At 69.2% G+C, this 14,605-nt stretch carries 16 protein-coding genes; 6 read left to right on the top strand and 10 right to left on the bottom strand.

Translation table 11 applies throughout. The annotated features are described in order from the left end of the window. Nucleotides 1-102: 102 nt before the first annotated feature. Both glmU and rpoN read right to left on the bottom strand, forming a co-directional pair. Nucleotides 103-1,482, bottom strand: coding sequence for a bifunctional UDP-N-acetylglucosamine diphosphorylase/glucosamine-1-phosphate N-acetyltransferase GlmU (glmU, locus tag BLT59_RS23040; protein ID WP_091786057.1), 1,380 nt, complete (start codon nucleotides 1,480-1,482; stop codon nucleotides 103-105). Nucleotides 1,483-1,556: 74 nt separating this feature from the next. After that, nucleotides 1,557-3,131, bottom strand: coding sequence for an RNA polymerase factor sigma-54 (gene rpoN / locus BLT59_RS23035; RefSeq protein ID WP_091786053.1), 1,575 nt, complete (start codon nucleotides 3,129-3,131; stop codon nucleotides 1,557-1,559). Nucleotides 3,132-3,553: 422 nt separating this feature from the next. On the opposite strand from rpoN, the gene BLT59_RS23030 reads away from it, so the two are divergent. Then, entirely contained in the window at nucleotides 3,554-4,273 is a 720-nt protein-coding gene (locus tag BLT59_RS23030) for a Crp/Fnr family transcriptional regulator (protein ID WP_091786050.1), read from the top strand. 307 nt (nucleotides 4,274-4,580) lie between these two features. Beyond that, complete coding sequence (locus BLT59_RS23025) at nucleotides 4,581-4,847, top strand: DUF6894 family protein (protein WP_091786046.1); 267 nt, start codon at nucleotides 4,581-4,583, stop codon at nucleotides 4,845-4,847. Nucleotides 4,848-4,856: 9 nt separating this feature from the next. On the opposite strand, the gene BLT59_RS23020 is transcribed toward BLT59_RS23025, so the two are convergent. From BLT59_RS23020 to BLT59_RS23005, 4 genes are all read right to left on the bottom strand, one after another. Next, the gene (locus BLT59_RS23020; RefSeq protein WP_091786043.1) at nucleotides 4,857-5,228 is read right to left on the bottom strand and encodes a hypothetical protein; all 372 of its coding nucleotides are present in this window, start codon (nucleotides 5,226-5,228) and stop codon (nucleotides 4,857-4,859) included. A 4-nt stretch (nucleotides 5,229-5,232) separates the two neighbouring features. Next, the gene (locus BLT59_RS23015) at nucleotides 5,233-5,463 is read right to left on the bottom strand and encodes a hypothetical protein (protein WP_091786040.1); all 231 of its coding nucleotides are present in this window, start codon (nucleotides 5,461-5,463) and stop codon (nucleotides 5,233-5,235) included. A gap of 121 nt (nucleotides 5,464-5,584) precedes the next feature. Beyond that, the gene (locus tag BLT59_RS23010) at nucleotides 5,585-7,171 is read right to left on the bottom strand and encodes an OpgD/OpgG family glucan biosynthesis protein (RefSeq protein WP_091786037.1); all 1,587 of its coding nucleotides are present in this window, start codon (nucleotides 7,169-7,171) and stop codon (nucleotides 5,585-5,587) included. 88 nt (nucleotides 7,172-7,259) lie between these two features. Further along, the gene (locus BLT59_RS23005; RefSeq protein ID WP_091786035.1) at nucleotides 7,260-7,925 is read right to left on the bottom strand and encodes an SCO family protein; all 666 of its coding nucleotides are present in this window, start codon (nucleotides 7,923-7,925) and stop codon (nucleotides 7,260-7,262) included. A 242-nt stretch (nucleotides 7,926-8,167) separates the two neighbouring features. On the opposite strand from BLT59_RS23005, the gene BLT59_RS23000 reads away from it, so the two are divergent. Further along, nucleotides 8,168-9,070: an MBL fold metallo-hydrolase gene (locus BLT59_RS23000; protein ID WP_091786133.1), complete on the top strand. Its 903-nt coding sequence runs from the start codon at nucleotides 8,168-8,170 to the stop codon at nucleotides 9,068-9,070. Between the two features lie 35 nt (nucleotides 9,071-9,105). On the opposite strand, the gene BLT59_RS22995 is transcribed toward BLT59_RS23000, so the two are convergent. Further along, nucleotides 9,106-10,677 (bottom strand): putative bifunctional diguanylate cyclase/phosphodiesterase, encoded by a 1,572-nt coding sequence (locus BLT59_RS22995; RefSeq protein WP_091786032.1) that lies wholly within the window; start codon nucleotides 10,675-10,677, stop codon nucleotides 9,106-9,108. A 212-nt stretch (nucleotides 10,678-10,889) separates the two neighbouring features. After that, entirely contained in the window at nucleotides 10,890-11,321 is a 432-nt protein-coding gene (locus BLT59_RS22990) for a helix-turn-helix domain-containing protein (RefSeq protein ID WP_091786029.1), read from the bottom strand. Nucleotides 11,322-11,889: 568 nt separating this feature from the next. Here BLT59_RS22990 and BLT59_RS31450 point away from each other — a divergent pair. Together BLT59_RS31450 and BLT59_RS22985 are read left to right on the top strand one after the other, a co-directional pair. Next, a complete protein-coding gene (locus BLT59_RS31450) occupies nucleotides 11,890-12,036 on the top strand; it encodes a hypothetical protein (RefSeq protein WP_175544104.1) in 147 nt (48 codons plus the stop codon). Between the two features lie 105 nt (nucleotides 12,037-12,141). Further along, nucleotides 12,142-12,600 (top strand): hypothetical protein, encoded by a 459-nt coding sequence (locus BLT59_RS22985; protein WP_244514118.1) that lies wholly within the window; start codon nucleotides 12,142-12,144, stop codon nucleotides 12,598-12,600. Here the strand turns inward: BLT59_RS22985 and BLT59_RS22980 are convergent. Continuing rightward, nucleotides 12,597-13,238, bottom strand: coding sequence for a Gfo/Idh/MocA family protein (locus BLT59_RS22980; RefSeq protein ID WP_175544103.1), 642 nt, complete (start codon nucleotides 13,236-13,238; stop codon nucleotides 12,597-12,599). The two genes, BLT59_RS22985 and BLT59_RS22980, sit on opposite strands and share 4 nt — an antisense overlap. Beyond that, nucleotides 13,177-13,350: a Gfo/Idh/MocA family oxidoreductase gene (locus BLT59_RS31445; RefSeq protein ID WP_175544102.1), complete on the bottom strand. Its 174-nt coding sequence runs from the start codon at nucleotides 13,348-13,350 to the stop codon at nucleotides 13,177-13,179. The genes BLT59_RS22980 and BLT59_RS31445 overlap by 62 nt, the downstream gene beginning before the upstream one ends. Nucleotides 13,351-14,228: 878 nt before the next feature. On the opposite strand from BLT59_RS31445, the gene BLT59_RS22975 reads away from it, so the two are divergent. Continuing rightward, a complete protein-coding gene (locus tag BLT59_RS22975) occupies nucleotides 14,229-14,525 on the top strand; it encodes a DUF6894 family protein (protein WP_091786023.1) in 297 nt (98 codons plus the stop codon). Nucleotides 14,526-14,605 lie beyond the last annotated feature (80 nt).

Genomic DNA, 14,605 nt, shown 5'->3' with positions numbered 1-14,605 from the left:
AGAGTCCGGGCCGCCCCGCTCAGCGCGGGTCCAAGCGTGACTTCTACCGGATCGGGGTGGCGCAGGGCCAGCCCCGGTCGTGCTCGGCCGGCCGAAGCGGTCTCAGGAGCCCGTCCCGCGCCGCGCCTTCTCGGCCTGCAGCGCCGCACGCTTCTCCTTCGCCCAGCCCGGCTTCATCGCCTGCCGGCCGCGGGCGACCGCCATGGCGTCGGCCGGCACGTCGTCGGTGATCACCGAGCCCGAGGCCACGTAGGCCCCCTCCCCGACGGTGACCGGGGCGACCAGCGCCGAGTTCGAGCCGATGAAGGCACCCGCGCCGATCGTCGTCCGGTGCTTGAGCACGCCGTCGTAATTGCAGGTGATCGTGCCGGCGCCGATATTGGCTTTCGCGCCGACCTCCGCATCGCCGAGATAGGTCAGGTGCGCGGCTTTCGCGCCCGCGCCCATCCGGGCGTTCTTCAGCTCGACGAAATTGCCGAGTTCCGCACCGGCCTCCAGCACGGCGTGGCCGCGCAGCCGCACGAACGGCCCGATCCGGACGCCCGCCTCCAGGTTGGTCTCGGTGAGATGCGCGAAGGACCGCACGGTACAGCCATCCGCCACGCGCACGCCCGGACCGAACACGACGTTGGGCTCCACGATCACGTCGCGCCCCAGCATCGTGTCGTGGCTGAGGAACACCGTCTCCGGCGCGATCAGGGTGGCGCCGCCCAGCATCGCGGTGCGGCGCAGCTGGGCCTGGATCGCCGCTTCCGCGACGCTGAGCTGCACCCGGTCGTTGACGCCCTGCGCCTCGGCCTCGTCCACCGGCACGACCGTGACGGGCAGCCCGTCGGCGACAGCCAGCGCCACCGCGTCGGGCAGGTAGTACTCACCCGCGGCGTTGTCGTTGCCGATACGGGCGAGCAGCGCCAGGGCGTGCCGCCCGGCAAGCGCCATCAGACCGGCATTGCACAGGGTCACGGCCCGCTCGGCCGCGCTCGCATCCTTCTCCTCGCGGATCGCCAGGACGCGGTCGCCCTCTGTCAGCACCCGACCATAGCCGGTCGGCGTCGCGGTCTCGAAAGCCAGCACAGCCACCGCGGCGCCGTCGGCGAGGGGCGCGCGCAGGCGCAGGAACGTCTCGGCCGTGACCAGAGGCGTGTCGCCGAAGGCGATCACCACGTCGTCGTCCGGCTCGGCCAGGATCTCCCGCGCAGCCAGGACCGCGTGGGCGGTGCCCAGCCGCTCGACCTGCGGAAAGACCTGCGCACCGGGCGCCGCCTTCGCGATCTCGGCGGCGACGTCGTCGCGGCCGGGCTCGGCCACCACGGCGATCCGGCCCGCGCCCGCCGCCTGCACGGCGGCCAGGACGTGGCCGAGCATGCTGCGCCCGGCGATCCGGTGCAGCACCTTCGGCAGGTCCGAGCGCATGCGCGTGCCCTTCCCGGCTGCGAGCACGATGGCGGTGAGGCTGCGCGGGGGCGTTCCGGTCGGGGTCATCGCGGGTCCAGGCGTCGATCAAACGGCAGGACGGATGGGCCGGACGGAAGCCGGGCGCAAGCCCATCCGGGTGATCAGCGCAGAGCCAGGGCGGCGTGCTGGCCCGAGCCGTGGGCGAAATGCTCGCGGCGGCGCTCGATCGAGCTCGGGATCCGCAGCGATTCCCGGTACTTCGCCACCGTGCGCCGGGCGATGTCGACGCCCTCCCCGCGCAGCTTCTGCACCAGCGCGTCGTCGGACAGCACGTCGTCCCGGGTCTCGCCGTCGACGAGCTGCTTGATGCGGTGGCGCACGGCCTCGGAGGAATGGGCGGCGGCGCCGGCTGCACCGGGGATCGCCGCGGTGAAGAAATACTTCATCTCCAGGGTGCCGCGGCTCGTGCCGATGGCCTTGTTGGAGGTGACCCGCGAGACGGTGGATTCGTGCATGCCGATCGCCTCGGCCACGGTCTTGAGATTCAGCGGACGCAGGTGGCTGACCCCGTGGACGAAGAACCCGTCCTGCTGGCGGACGATCTCGGTGGCGACCTTGAGAATGGTGCGGGCCCGCTGCTCCAGCGAGCGGGTCAGCCAGTTGGCGTTCTGGAGCGCCTCCGACAGGAAGGCCTTGTCGCCCTCCGCGGCGGCGTTGCGCGACACGCGGGCGTAATAGCTCTGGTTCACCAGAACCCGCGGCAGCGCCTCGCTGTTCAGCTCGACCAGCCAGGAGCCGTCCGGCGCGGCGCGCACGAACACATCCGGGATCAGAACCTCGACGGCGCTCGATCCGAAGGCGCGGCCCGGCTTGGGATCGAGCCGGCGGATCTCGCCCAGCATGTCGACGAGGTCCTCGTCGTCGACGCCGCAGAGCCGGCGCAGCGCCGCGAAATCGCGCTTGGCCACGAGGTCGAGGCGCGAGACCAGCGCTTGCATCGCCGGGTCGAACCGGTCGCGCTCGCGCAGCTGGATCGCGAGGCATTCCGCGAGATCGCGGGCTGCGATCCCCGGCGGATCGAAGGTCTGAATCAGCGCCAGCATCCGGCCGACGAGGGACGGGTCGGCGCCGAGCCGCTCGGCCACGCCCTCCACGGTCTCGCGGAGGTAGCCGGCCTCGTCGACGGCGTCGATCAGGAAGCCGCCGATCAGCCGCTCCGCGGGATTCCGGGTCGCGAGGTCGAGCTGGCCCGCGAGGTGATCGCGCAGCGAGGTCTCCGCCGTGAGGGTCGCCTCGAAATCCGGCGCCTCGGCATCGAAGCTGCCGCCGGTGCTGCCATAGGGCGGCGGCGTCAGCGAGAGCATGTCGCCCCCACCCGCTTCGCGCGCCTGAACCGGCACCTCGTCCGGGAAGACGTTGTCGAGCCGGGTGTCGAAATCGCTCTCGATCTCGCTGCGATCCGGATTGAGGTCTGCGGACAGCCACGATTCGGGTTCCGCCCCCTCGAATCCGTCCGAACCCGCCTCCTCCGCGTGGCCGCCCATTTCGGGGGATTCGCCGGCGCCCGGCAACTCGGGCTCCGCGCGTTCCAGCAGCGGATTGCGCTCCAGCTCGGCCTCGACATAAGCCGCGAGATCGAGCTGCGACAATTGCAGGAGCTTGATCGCTTGCAGGAGCTGCGGCGTCATCACCAGGGCCTGGCCCTGACGCACTTCCAGCCGTTGCACCAAACTCATGCGAGGCCCCGATGCCCTTCCGGCGCAGTTCGCCAGCCGGAGCCACGCTGCTCACGGCATGGTTCTTGCTTGCTCCGTTGGGCTTTCTCTAGCTCGATCCGAACCGCGCGTCAAAGCGCGTCCGTGCATGCACATGTTGGCAAGTGCGTCCTGGTGCCGAGCGCGTGGCATGGCGGCCACAGCGCCGGTCCGCCGGCAGTGTGACGTCAGATCTTAAAGGAAGCTTTGCGCATTCGTCCGCACGTCATGGCCGAGATGTCCGATGAAGCCGCACATTGCTTTGTCTGTTCGCGGACGGTTCGGACGCTGGATGCAATATCCGCTCGCTATTGCGTGGTGATCCGAGCATGCCACGGAGGCGCGTTCCGGTTCGCGGACTTGAGCCGGAGCGCGTATGTCTACTTCTGCGTACGCGTTCGACGATGCCGCATCAGAACCGCCTTCTGGCTGCCCTATCCGAGGCGGATGGCGCGCTGCTCGGGCCACATCTCGAGGCGGTCGACCTTCCCCTCGGCAAGGTGCTCGTCGAGCCGGCCACCGCGATTCCGCACGCTGTCTTCATCGACACCGGCCTGTGTTCCATGGTCTCGACCCTCGCCGAGGGCGGCCGCATCGAGGTCGGCCTGTTCGGTCGTGACGGCATGGCGGCACCGGCGCTGCTGCTGGGAACCGATACGATCCCGTACCAGGTCTTCATGCAGGTCGCAGGTCGCGGGCAACGCATCTCCGTGCCGGCGCTGCGCGACGCCTTGACGTCCAGCCCGTCGCTGCGGAACCTGCTCCTGCGCTACGTCCAGACCTTCCTGGTGCAGGTCGCCCAGACCGCCATCGCCAATGCCGGGGCACCCGCCGAGGAGCGGCTCGCGCGGTGGCTCCTGATGTACCACGACCGGCAGGACGGCGACGATCTCTCCGTGACACACGAATTCCTGTCGATCATGCTCGGCGTGCGCCGACCGACCGTCACGGTCGCGATCCACACCCTGGAGGGCGCCGGCCTGATCCGCGCCCGGCGCGGCCGGATCCGGGTCCTGAGCCGCAGCCGTTTGGAGGAGGCCGCCGGGCAGACCTATGGGCCGGCCGAAGCCGAGTACGAGCGGCTGATCGGCCCGCTGCGGCGGACGCAGAGCGCGCTGGCTTAGGAGCCTTCGGCGCCGACGAAGCCGGCATCGCGCGTTGTCACGACGCTTCCCGCACGCCGGGCACACCCTCCATGCCGAGGCCCATCGCCTCGGCCGGGAGCGATCGATCAAGTTTCTGTGCGAAACCATACATTTTTGCGGCAGGCTAGGGATCACTCGCGCGGGGATCGCGTTCTCTGCGCGGACGCCGCGGCTTGGAGAAATCGGCGACCCTGTCGCACGAGGCGAGGCCGGCGTCCACACACAGGTTAACGACATCGCTCCTGCGGCGGCCCAGGTTCCTCATCTGGCCGTGAGGTCCTGCGCCGTGCGCTACTTCACCGATTTCACCGACGATCAGGGTCTGTCCCGGGACGAGGAGGGACTGCACTTCGCTCATCGTCACGAGGCGTGTCTCTCGGCGACGGAAGCGCTGATCGAGGCCGCGCATGACCGGCTCCGCGTCCGGGCGGACCGGCCGCTCCCCGGGGATGACGGCCTGATCCTGGAGGCGCAAGTCCGGGACGCGGCCGGAAGCACGGTCTTTCGCGCCCGCCTCACCCTCAACCTGGATTGGCGGGACACCGACAGCTGAGCGCTCGCTCTACCAGCCGCAATTCGGGACCGGCGGCTGTGCCTTGGCCATCGCTGATTTCTCGATCGGCACCATCGCGCCCCAGGCGTATTTCTGGGCGTGGGGCGTGACGTTGGCGAACAGGCAGCCGAGCTGGAAATGCGTCGCCCCCATCTCGCCCGCGAAGCCCATACAATCCAGGAAGGTCCAGGTCTTGGGAACCGGGGTCATGGACCGCCAGCGCGGCGTCGCCACCGGCGAGCAGACCTTGACGGCCCCGGTGCCATCATCGGCATTCAGCGCGTCGCCCGGGCTCTGCGCCGCACAGGGGCGGACGGCAAGGCCGAGCAGCAGCGCCGCGGCGAGGGCCGCTTGGCGGGTGATCAGGGCGTGTCGGCTCATCGGGTCAGCGCATCGTCCACCACAGGCCCGCGAGGATCGCGAAGCCGAAGACGTTGTAGAGGATCGCCCAGATCCAGACACCCAGCACGGCCCGGCTCGGCTGGCGCGGTTGCGGCCGGCCGAGACGCAGGCGGTGTCGATCCTCCGGTGTCGGCCAGATCGCCGCTCTCGGGGCCTTGAGGAGGCGCGTCAGCGCCTCCGGAAGACTCGGGCCGGGCGGTGTCTCACCGGTCATGACGGCCTCGGATGCGAGGATGGGCTTACACCGGTCCAACCCGCCCGCGGCGGGAGCGGTGCGGCTGTCCGTCCGTCCGCGGGCCCGGCCGGTTCGCTGCTGCCGTCGGTCCGCCAGCCATTCACAGCACCGTGCCGGGCGCCTGCGGGTAATATTGGTACGCCCATGTCTCGGACAGCAGCCGGTCGCCCGCTTTCAACTGGAGACGCATCTCCACCGGATCCGGGCCCTCGGCATAGACCTTGAGGAAAACTCGCCACGGGCTTGGCTTGCCATAGGGAGCCCAGGTGGCGGCGACCTCCTCGGCGCTGCCGCGCGACAGGGTGAGCGCGACCGTGGCCTTCTCGGGATCGAGGCCTGACAGGGCCGCACCCGCGAATTCCAGAACGAATTGCCGCACGAGGTTGGCGCGGCCCGGGCGCCTCTCCGCATCCGCGAGCCACGCGGCCTTGGTGGCGCGGGTCGCGACGCAGCGGGCGAGATCGGTGCCGACCGGTTCCTTCACGGTCCAGCGCAGACGGTAGGCGAAGCTGCGGTCGGATCCGGCCTGCGGCGCGTCGTCCGGCACCCACAGGGCGACGATGTTGTCGTCGGTCTCCTGGTGGGTCGGGATCTCCACGAGCTGGACGCTGCCGCGGCCCCAATCGCCCTGCGGCTCGACCCAGATATCGGGCCGGTTCTCCTCGAAGCCGTCGTCGATGTAGGTCTCGTAGGCGCGGTCGCGCTGCAGCAGGCCGAACCCCTTGGGCGAGCGGTCCGCGAAGGCGCTGACGCTGAGGCGGGGCGGGTTGTTGAGCGGGCGCCAGATCAGCTCGCCGGCCCCGGTCTGCATCAGCAGACCGTCGGAATCGTGCACCTCCGGGCGCCAGTCGCTCGCGAGGAAGCGGCTCATGCCCTCCGAGTACCAGAGCATCGAGGTCAGGGGCGCCATGCCGAACCGCTCCACCGATTTGCGCATGTAGAGCGTGCAGGCGACGTCGATGACGACGTGCGGCTCCTTCCGGGCGACGAAGCGGTAGGCGCCGGTGAGGCTCTGACCTTCGAGGAGCGCCAGCACGGTGACGGCGCCATCCGCGGCCGGGCTGACGTAGAACCGGGTGAAGACCGGGAATTCCTCGGTCTTGCCCGGCCCCGGCGCAGTGTCGATGGCGATGCCCCGGGCCGAGGCGCCGTATTGCGCGCCGTCCCCGGCGGCGCGGAAGTAGGACGCGCCGAGGAAAGCCAGCCAATCGCCGTCGTCGCCCGGCTGGCCGGCGGGTGCCTTCTGGAACCGGAAACCCGCGAAGCCCGCCCCGTCCGGCACGTCCTTGGCCGGGTTGCCGGTGGGATAGGTGAACAGGTCGTGGGCGTAGAGCACCTCGCGGGCCTGGCCGCCTTCCAGGGCGTAGACCTTCACGGGGTGGCGGAAGAAGTTGCCGAGGTGGAAGAAGGTCACCGGATACGGGCTCTCGGCGTACAACGCGTGGCCCGGCGGGTAGCGGATCTCCTGGAGCGGCCCGTAGGTCAGGGCCTCGAGGGCGGCCGAGGCCGGAGCCTCGGGCGGCGCGTAGGGCTGGTCCCGCAGCCTCCGGGCGAGATCCTTCAGCCGCTCGAGATCCATGGGCTCGGGCGGCGCGAGGCGCGGGCCCCCGGTGGCGGCCTGGGCGAGGCCCGGGAGCGGCGCGAGGGCGAGAAGCCCGATGGCGGTCAGGACGCGGCGCGTGATCAACTGGGATCCCCCGGATGCGGCCGGGCCTCGCGGCCCGCGCCGCCCTCTAGCCACGCTGGCGCCAGGACGCAATTTCCCGGGCCGCAGCTCAGCTCCGCGGGCCGCAGCTGCCCGTGCTGCCGTCGGTGGCCCAGAGATTGGCGCTGCCCCCCGGCGGGCACTGGCCAGGCAGCGCCAGCGTGATCAGCTTGGCGAAGGTGCGGGCCTCGTCCTCGCCGTACCCGATCTCGCCGACCATGCGGCCGGTCTTGTCGAACAGCGCCACGGTGGCGGAATGCTCCATCGTGTAGTCGCCATCCTTGGTCGGCACGCGCTTGAAGGCGACGTGGTAGGCGTCGGCCATGCGGGCGACCTGCTCGGTCGTGCCGACGAAGCCGCGGATCCGCGGGTCGAAGGAGGCGAGGTAGTCCCGCAGGGTGGCGGGCGTGTCGCGCTCCGGATCCAGGGTGACGAAGACCACGGTGAGGCGGTCGGCGTCGCGGCCCATCCGGCCGAGGGCGGTCGCCAGGGTGGCGAGCGTCGTCGGGCAGACATCCGGGCAGTGGGTGAAGCCGAAGAACAGCACGGCCGGCTTGCCGCGGAGGTCAGCCTCGGTCACCGGGTGACCGTCGAGATCCGCCATCGTGAACGGGCCGCCGACCTTCCGGGTATGGCTGAACCGCGAGCCCTGCTGGAGGACGATCGCCCCGGTGCCGCCGGCGATGACGGCCACGAGGGCGGCGGAAGCGATGAGTGCGAGGGGGCTCGGTGCCATGCTGTGACCTGCGACGGCGCATCGATGCCGCCAATATGGGGTTCGTGTCGACCGGCGCGATGCCGCGCCGCGCCGCGCGGCGGCAGGAACACGCCCGGGGAAGCCCGGTTGGCCAGGATACGGGCAGTCTCGCCATCCGGCGCCGAGACCCCCGCGGCTGCGACGGGGCCCCGCTTCCCGCGGCCTCGGCCGGGACGCGCCCGACCGTCCCCTCCGCGACCGGATACGGGAGTGTCTACCAGATGGCCCAGCAGATCCCCGTCGACCCGCAGGCCCGGGCCGACGATCCCCGGCGCGACGCCGAGCGGGACGACGCCACCCATGCGATCGTCGACGACGTGGCCTATCAGCGCCACGTCCTGGTCAATGTCGTGTTCGTGGGCCCTCCCGGGGCGGGCGATCGGGGTTGGGTCCTGATCGATGCCGGCGTGATGGGCTCCAAGCGTGGAATCGAGGCGGCCGCCGCGGCGCGTTTCGGCACGGATGCGCGGCCGGCCGCGATCGTCCTGACGCATGGCCACTTCGATCACGTCGGCGTTCTGGAGGATCTCGCCGCGCAATGGGACGTCCCGGTCTACGCGCACGCGCTGGAGCGGCCCTATCTCGACGGCAGCGCCGCCTACCCGATGCCGGACCCGAGCGTTGGCGGCGGTCTCCTGGGCCGCCTCTCGCCCCTGTTCCCGACCCAGCCCGTCGACGTCTCCGCGCGGCTGCACATCCTGCCCGAGGATGGGACCGTGCCGCCCCTGCCCGGCTGGCGCTGGATCCACACGCCGGGCCACGCGCCCGGCCACGTCTCGCTCTGGCGCGAGGCCGACCGGACGCTGATCGCGGGCGACGCCTTCATCACGACGGCGCAGGAATCCGCCTACGCGGTCGCCACGCAGGCGCCGGAATTGCACGGGCCTCCGATGTATCTGACGATCGACTGGCCTGCGGCCCGCACGTCGGTGCGCGCCCTCGCGGCGCTGGAGCCGGAGCGGGTCATCACCGGGCACGGACGCCCGCTCCAGGGGCCTGAGATGCGCCGCGCCCTCGACGCCCTGGCGGAGGATTTCGATCGGGTCGCGGTGCCTGAGCAGGGACGTTTCGTCGACCACCCGCTCGGCGCGGCGGACGGCTCCGCCTACCAGGCGCCGCGCTGACCGTCACGGCTCCGGGCGGCGGGTCCATCCCGCGCCTACGAGGCGCGCGCGAGATCCTGGAGCGGCGGCACGGGTTGAGTGGCGGCCAGGACGTCATCCATCTCGGCCTTCGGCATGGCGTGACCGAACAGATAGCCCTGGCCGAAATGGCAGCCCTGGTCGGACAGCCAGTCGAGGCTCGCATCGGTCTCGATCCCCTCGGCCGTGGTGGAGAGGCCGAGGCTCGCCCCGAGCTTGATGATGGCGTCGACCAGCTTGGCGCGCTCATCGTTCATCGTGATCGCGTCGACGTAGCTGCGGTCGATCTTCAGCTTGTCGAACTTGAGTTCGCGCAGGTGGTACAAGCTTGAATAACCGGTGCCGAAATCGTCGAGCGCGATGCGCACGCCGAGTTCGCGCAGCGACAGCAGCGTCATCCGTGTCGCCTCCAGATCCTGGATCAGCGCGCTCTCGGTGATCTCAACCTCGAGGCGCCGCGGCGGGAAGCCGGTCTCGGTCAGGATCGCCAGGATCCGCTGGGCGAGCCAGGCGTCCTGGAACTGCTGCGGCGCGATGTTCACCGCGAGGATCAGGTGCGGCGGCCAGGCCCGCGCATCCAGGCAGGCGCGACGGATCAGGTTGTAGCTGAGATCGGCGATCATCCCCGTCTCCTCGGCCACCGGGATGAACTCGCTGGGGCCGACCAGTCCGCGCGTCGGATGGCGCCAGCGTGCCAGCACCTCGACGCCGACGATCTCCTTCTCGGGCAACGACACGACCGGCTGGTAGAAGGGTTCGATCGCTCCCGTCTCGATGGCGGTGCGGAGTTCCGTCTCCATGCGGGCGCGGGCGCGCAGCTCCGCATCCATGGTGCTGCGAAAGAACCGGAAGTTGCCGCGCCCGTCCTTCTTGCCCTGGTACATCGCGAGGTCGGCTGCGTGGAGGATCGCGTCGGCATCCCCGTGTTCGGCCGACACCGCGGCGACGCCGACCGTCGCACCGACCTTGAGGTCGTTCTGGTTCCAGGTCACCGGCTCGGCGATACGGGCGATGACCGCCTGGGCGAGGCGTGTCAGCGCCTCGCTTTCGTAGCGCAGCGGCACCAGCATGGCGAACTCGTCGCCGCCTAGCCGGGCCGCCAAGCCGCCCGACGGCACGAGTTGCTGGAGACGCTCCGCCACGGCGCACAGGACGGCGTTTCCGGCTGCGTGGCCGTAGAGATCGTTGACCGGCTTGAACCGGTCGAGGTCGATCAGCAGCACCGCCGCGTCTCCGGCCGCCGATGCGTGCGCCCGCTCCACGGCCTCGATGAAGCGGCGGCGGTTGGCGAGCCCGGTCAGTCCGTCATGCCGCGCGATCGCCTCGGCCTGTGCGGCAGCGGCGGCGCGTTCGAGCATGAGCCGGCGGAGGATGATCGATTTGCGGATGCTGGCGCCCCACTGCGCCACCCCCATGCAGGCGGCCAGGAGCAGGAGATCCGTCAGGTTGTAGGTGCCGACCAGGCCGTTGAGATAGGCGAAAGTCCCGAGCGTGACACCGACGAACCAGATCCCGACCCCGATGACGAGCAGGCACAGGGTCTCGTACAACTCGCCGCGGCCCCAGGCGGTCGACGTTTCGGTCGGCATGTTCTGGACCCGGCTTCCGTCGCAAGATTGAAACATGCTGTCCGCTAAAACGCTGTAAATCACGCTTTGAATGCGGGAGCCTGTCTACATCTTTGCCGGTCTTTGTCTTGGTTAATCTGAGTTAAGGCGCGCTTCGCCGCGGATGCGCGCGAGCGCCATCATCGGAATTCGTGCCGTGGATCCCGGGAAACCCTCGCGCCGTACCGGCTTTGTCACAGCTCGACGGCGGCGTCCGGATGTTGCGCGCCCGTGCGGCTTTCGTGGAGCGCGGCTGCCGCCTTGACGATGGACAGGATTCCGCCGCGGGTCGTCTCGTCGGGGATGCTGGTGAATGCCACTACGAGTTCCATGACCGTCGGATCATCGAACAGGGCCGTCGGACCAACTTTCCCGCTGGCGCCGTCCTGCGGATCGGCGAAGAAGGTATTGACCGGCACCCGCAGCAGGTCGGCGATCGCCTGGAGCCGGCCTGCGCCGATACGGTTGCGGCCCTTCTCGTATTTCTGAACTTGCTGGAAGCTGACGCCGATCGCCTGACCGAGATCCGTCTGGCTCAGCCCTTGAGCCACGCGCAGCGTCGCGATGCGGCCGCCGATCGTGCGGTCGGCCTCGGTGGCAGATTTCGGCTTCGGGGAGGAGGACATCGGATGGAGACCTTCGGCACGTCGGAACGCGTGCGACTAACCCACACGCACCGCGAAAAACACAACCGAAAACTGCTTAGTGCACCGATAAGTTGCCTAATTGACAGCTGCATGTTGCGCATGGCGTGTCTGTTGATGGCGCGTTGAAGGCGCATCGTCGCGACGTCGGACCGTGTCGGCTTCGAAGATCTCTCATGCCCATGGTCGCGTGATGGTCTCCACCGAAGCGTAGACCGGTCCGGCCAACCACGAGATCGAATAATTTGCGATCCGCGGACAGGATGAAGAGTACCGAGATCATGGAAGATCGTCGCGCGAGGCGATGGTCCGAGGATCGCCCTGGAAACAGGACGGGACTGCGCCACTGGCCCTCGGCGAAGATTCCGTCCCTGGGGCCCTTCGGGTCCCGTGAGTCGGTCGCCAGGGTGCCGGTCTCTATTGCCGCCGGGAATTCCCCCTTATCACCCGCGCCAACACTGCATGAGCCGGTCAAGAGAATCTATGAAATGATGTATTAACCTGCCAAGCCCGGCAGTATGGTCGATTTCCCGTCACAGCGCCCGCGTCGATGACTGATTCTCTCATTACCCTCCCGGAGCCAACCGCAGCCGCCGGTCAGGGCGAGCCGGTGCCCGAGACGGCTGCCCTTCGCGCGCATATCGAGCGGATCCTGCGCAAGCTCGCTGCGGCCAAGCCGACGCCCATGGTTCGCTGAGCCCATCCGCGGCGGCGCATGGGCCGTTGCAGGTTTGAACTGCAACTTCCCCCGTGTGGTTGAGCCAGTGTCACTCTTTGCAACGACATGGCGGGAAGAACGCGTATGATGTCTGGATCCGGTTACCGACCTGTGGCCGCACGGTCGCTTTGGCGCGTCGCGGCGGTTCTCGTGGTCGGGTCGATCGCCGGCGGCGCCGGCGCCGCCGGGACGATGCCGACCGTCGATCTGATCATGACGGTCGAGAACGGAGCCGCGAAGTGCGCGCCGGCCGACCTGCGCCTGCCGGCCGATACGGATGTCAGCATCCGGGTTCAGAACCACACCACGAGCCAGATCGTCCTGACCGCGCCGCAGATCTTCGAAAACAAGAACGTTCTTCACCACGACGGCGACGTCGTGCACGTGGCGAGCAACGACGGCTACACGGTCAAGCAGAACGGCAAGGGCGAGATCCGCGTGCGGACGATCGCGGCCGGTCAATATCCCTACGGCTGCACCAGCGTGAACGACAAGTCGCAACCGTTCCGGGGAACCCTGACCCTCAGCCCCGCGGCGCGCTAGCGGGCTGCGACACGAATCCGCGCGGATCGCGGCCGTCGGTGCGACGGGCCGTCGCCGGTCAGGCGACGGCTTCCAGCGGATGCGGGCGGCGGGGACGGATCCGCTCCAGGATGTCGAGCGTGCGGACACTGTCGGCGAGGGGCATGATCGGGCTCTCGCGCGGAGAGCGCGATCGGCTTCTCGATCAGGATGGCCTTGCCGGCCTCGATGCAGGCCAGCGCGCTGTCCATGTGGTCGCTGTTGGGTGTAGCGATGTCGACGATGTCGACATCCGGCCGCGCAGCCAGGGCTTGGACGCCGTCCTCCAGCTCGGCATAGACGAGCCGGACTCGACCGACTTGGCCAGCCGCGACGGCGTCCCGCACCGTCGTCCCCGCTTCACCCAGGATGCTCGCGGGCGCGCCGCTCAACGACAGGCCCTTTGATTCGGCGAGGTCCGCCAGGGCTTCGGCCTGCGCGTACCCCATGGCGAGCGGCGTCTCGGAATAGACGTGCTTGCCGGCCTCCAGCGCGGCTTTGTTGACCGCGAAGTGGCTGTGCGGATTGGCCAGGTTGAGGATGAGACCGATCTCGGGCTCAGCCAGCAGCGCCTCCAGACTGTCGAAGGCGCGCCCGATAGTGACGGCAGAAGGCGGCACGCCGCTCCGGTTCCCGGTCGTAGACGCCGGCCAAGACCAGTTCGGGATGGTTGACGAGGGTCGGCATGTAGAAGTCGGCGACATAGCCGCAGCCGATGATCCCGATCTGCATCTCTGTCCCCGGACGCCACGCGCACCGGATTCGGGGCGTAGCGGCAGGGCTCCGTTCTCAATCCCCATCCATTGGGCGTAGGGGCGGCTGCCGGGATCCCGACGGCCCCGGGCGGGGCGGGGTCGACCCCTGGGTTAAACCCGCCTGCGGCGGCTCGGTCGCACGATTCGGATGGCGCCGGAGGAAACAACTCTCGAGCGAGCCGGTGCTTAACCAGCCGTTCACCAAGCGGCTCGAGAGTTCCGATCGCAATCGGAGCCCTGTAGCAGCCATGCTTGATGTCGCCTTCTGGTGGTGCGTGGCCGTGGCCCTGACCGGATCGGTCGGCCTGATCGGCCTCGCCCTCTTCGCCGGACGCGCGCACCGGTCGCAACCGCGCGGCTTACGGCTCGCGCGGAGCGAGCCACTCGTGCTTCGTCACTTCGGGCGCGCTTAGGACGGGCGATCGGCCGGCTCGGCGACCGGCACGAGACTTCTGCGGCTGATCGGTCATCTAGGAACCCGGTTTTCCGCATCCGTGAACTCCGAGACGGGCGGATCTCGGTCTGGCCGCTTCCGGAGTGCGGATGCGGTGAAGCGGACGTTCCGCCCCAACCCGCCTCAGCCACTCAGACCGCCGTCTTCGGGGTTCGGAGGCAGGCGCTCGCTGAACGGGTCGCACCGAGGATCGTAGGTTCCGCCGCCAGCCGATCTCGGATGGGCGCTCAGCGTCGGAGCGACCGATCACACCCCTTGCGGCATTCCGGCTAAATAAAAACCAATCTACATGAGAGATGTGCGCGGTGTGACCTGATAGATACCCAGCCATCGCGGCTGTAATCCTGGGCGTGGCCGCAACTGAGAGCATCACGCTCCCGCCTCACTGGGTTGGAGCTGTCATGCCGCGCTTTTATTTCCACCTCTTCGACAGTCGTGATCAGCGCGATAACCACGGCACCGAGTTGTCCGACTTCCAGGAAGCTCGGGTGGAGGCGATCCGCTACGCCTCGGAGATCCTGAAGGATGACGCGCACCGCATCGCCCTCGGTGAAGACTGGCACATGAACGTCACCGACGAGGCCGGTTTGATCCTGTTTCGGCTCGACTTCTCCGCCCAAGTCTCGTCGGCGATCCTGCCTCGTTCCGAGGCGACGCGGAATTCGGTCACCCCACCTGATCTCCGACTGGTCCGGTAGACCTGCACCGGCCATGAGCGCGTGGCACGTTCAGGCCAGCCGCAGGAACGCCGTTCCATCAGACAAGCCGCTCTCGGCAT

The organism is Methylobacterium sp. UNC378MF, from assembly GCF_900103195.1.
Lineage (GTDB): Bacteria > Pseudomonadota > Alphaproteobacteria > Rhizobiales > Beijerinckiaceae > Methylobacterium.
The sequence above is the reverse complement of the archived record's forward strand: the minus strand, read 5'-3'. Positions and strand labels throughout refer to the sequence as shown.

Coding starts and splice junctions, on each gene's coding strand:
- glmU (WP_091786057.1), bottom strand. CDS start 1,482: ATGACCCCGACCGGAACGCCCCCGCGCAGCCTCACCGCCATCGTGCTC.
- rpoN (WP_091786053.1), bottom strand. CDS start 3,131: ATGAGTTTGGTGCAACGGCTGGAAGTGCGTCAGGGCCAGGCCCTGGTG.
- BLT59_RS23030 (WP_091786050.1), top strand. CDS start 3,554: ATGCCGCATCAGAACCGCCTTCTGGCTGCCCTATCCGAGGCGGATGGC.
- BLT59_RS23020 (WP_091786043.1), bottom strand. CDS start 5,228: ATGAGCCGACACGCCCTGATCACCCGCCAAGCGGCCCTCGCCGCGGCG.
- BLT59_RS23015 (WP_091786040.1), bottom strand. CDS start 5,463: ATGACCGGTGAGACACCGCCCGGCCCGAGTCTTCCGGAGGCGCTGACG.
- BLT59_RS23005 (WP_091786035.1), bottom strand. CDS start 7,925: ATGGCACCGAGCCCCCTCGCACTCATCGCTTCCGCCGCCCTCGTGGCC.
- BLT59_RS23000 (WP_091786133.1), top strand. CDS start 8,168: ATGGCCCAGCAGATCCCCGTCGACCCGCAGGCCCGGGCCGACGATCCC.
- BLT59_RS22995 (WP_091786032.1), bottom strand. CDS start 10,677: ATGCCGACCGAAACGTCGACCGCCTGGGGCCGCGGCGAGTTGTACGAG.
- BLT59_RS22990 (WP_091786029.1), bottom strand. CDS start 11,321: ATGTCCTCCTCCCCGAAGCCGAAATCTGCCACCGAGGCCGACCGCACG.
- BLT59_RS31450 (WP_175544104.1), top strand. CDS start 11,890: ATGACTGATTCTCTCATTACCCTCCCGGAGCCAACCGCAGCCGCCGGT.
- BLT59_RS22985 (WP_244514118.1), top strand. CDS start 12,142: ATGATGTCTGGATCCGGTTACCGACCTGTGGCCGCACGGTCGCTTTGG.
- BLT59_RS31445 (WP_175544102.1), bottom strand. CDS start 13,350: ATGCAGATCGGGATCATCGGCTGCGGCTATGTCGCCGACTTCTACATG.
- BLT59_RS22975 (WP_091786023.1), top strand. CDS start 14,229: ATGCCGCGCTTTTATTTCCACCTCTTCGACAGTCGTGATCAGCGCGAT.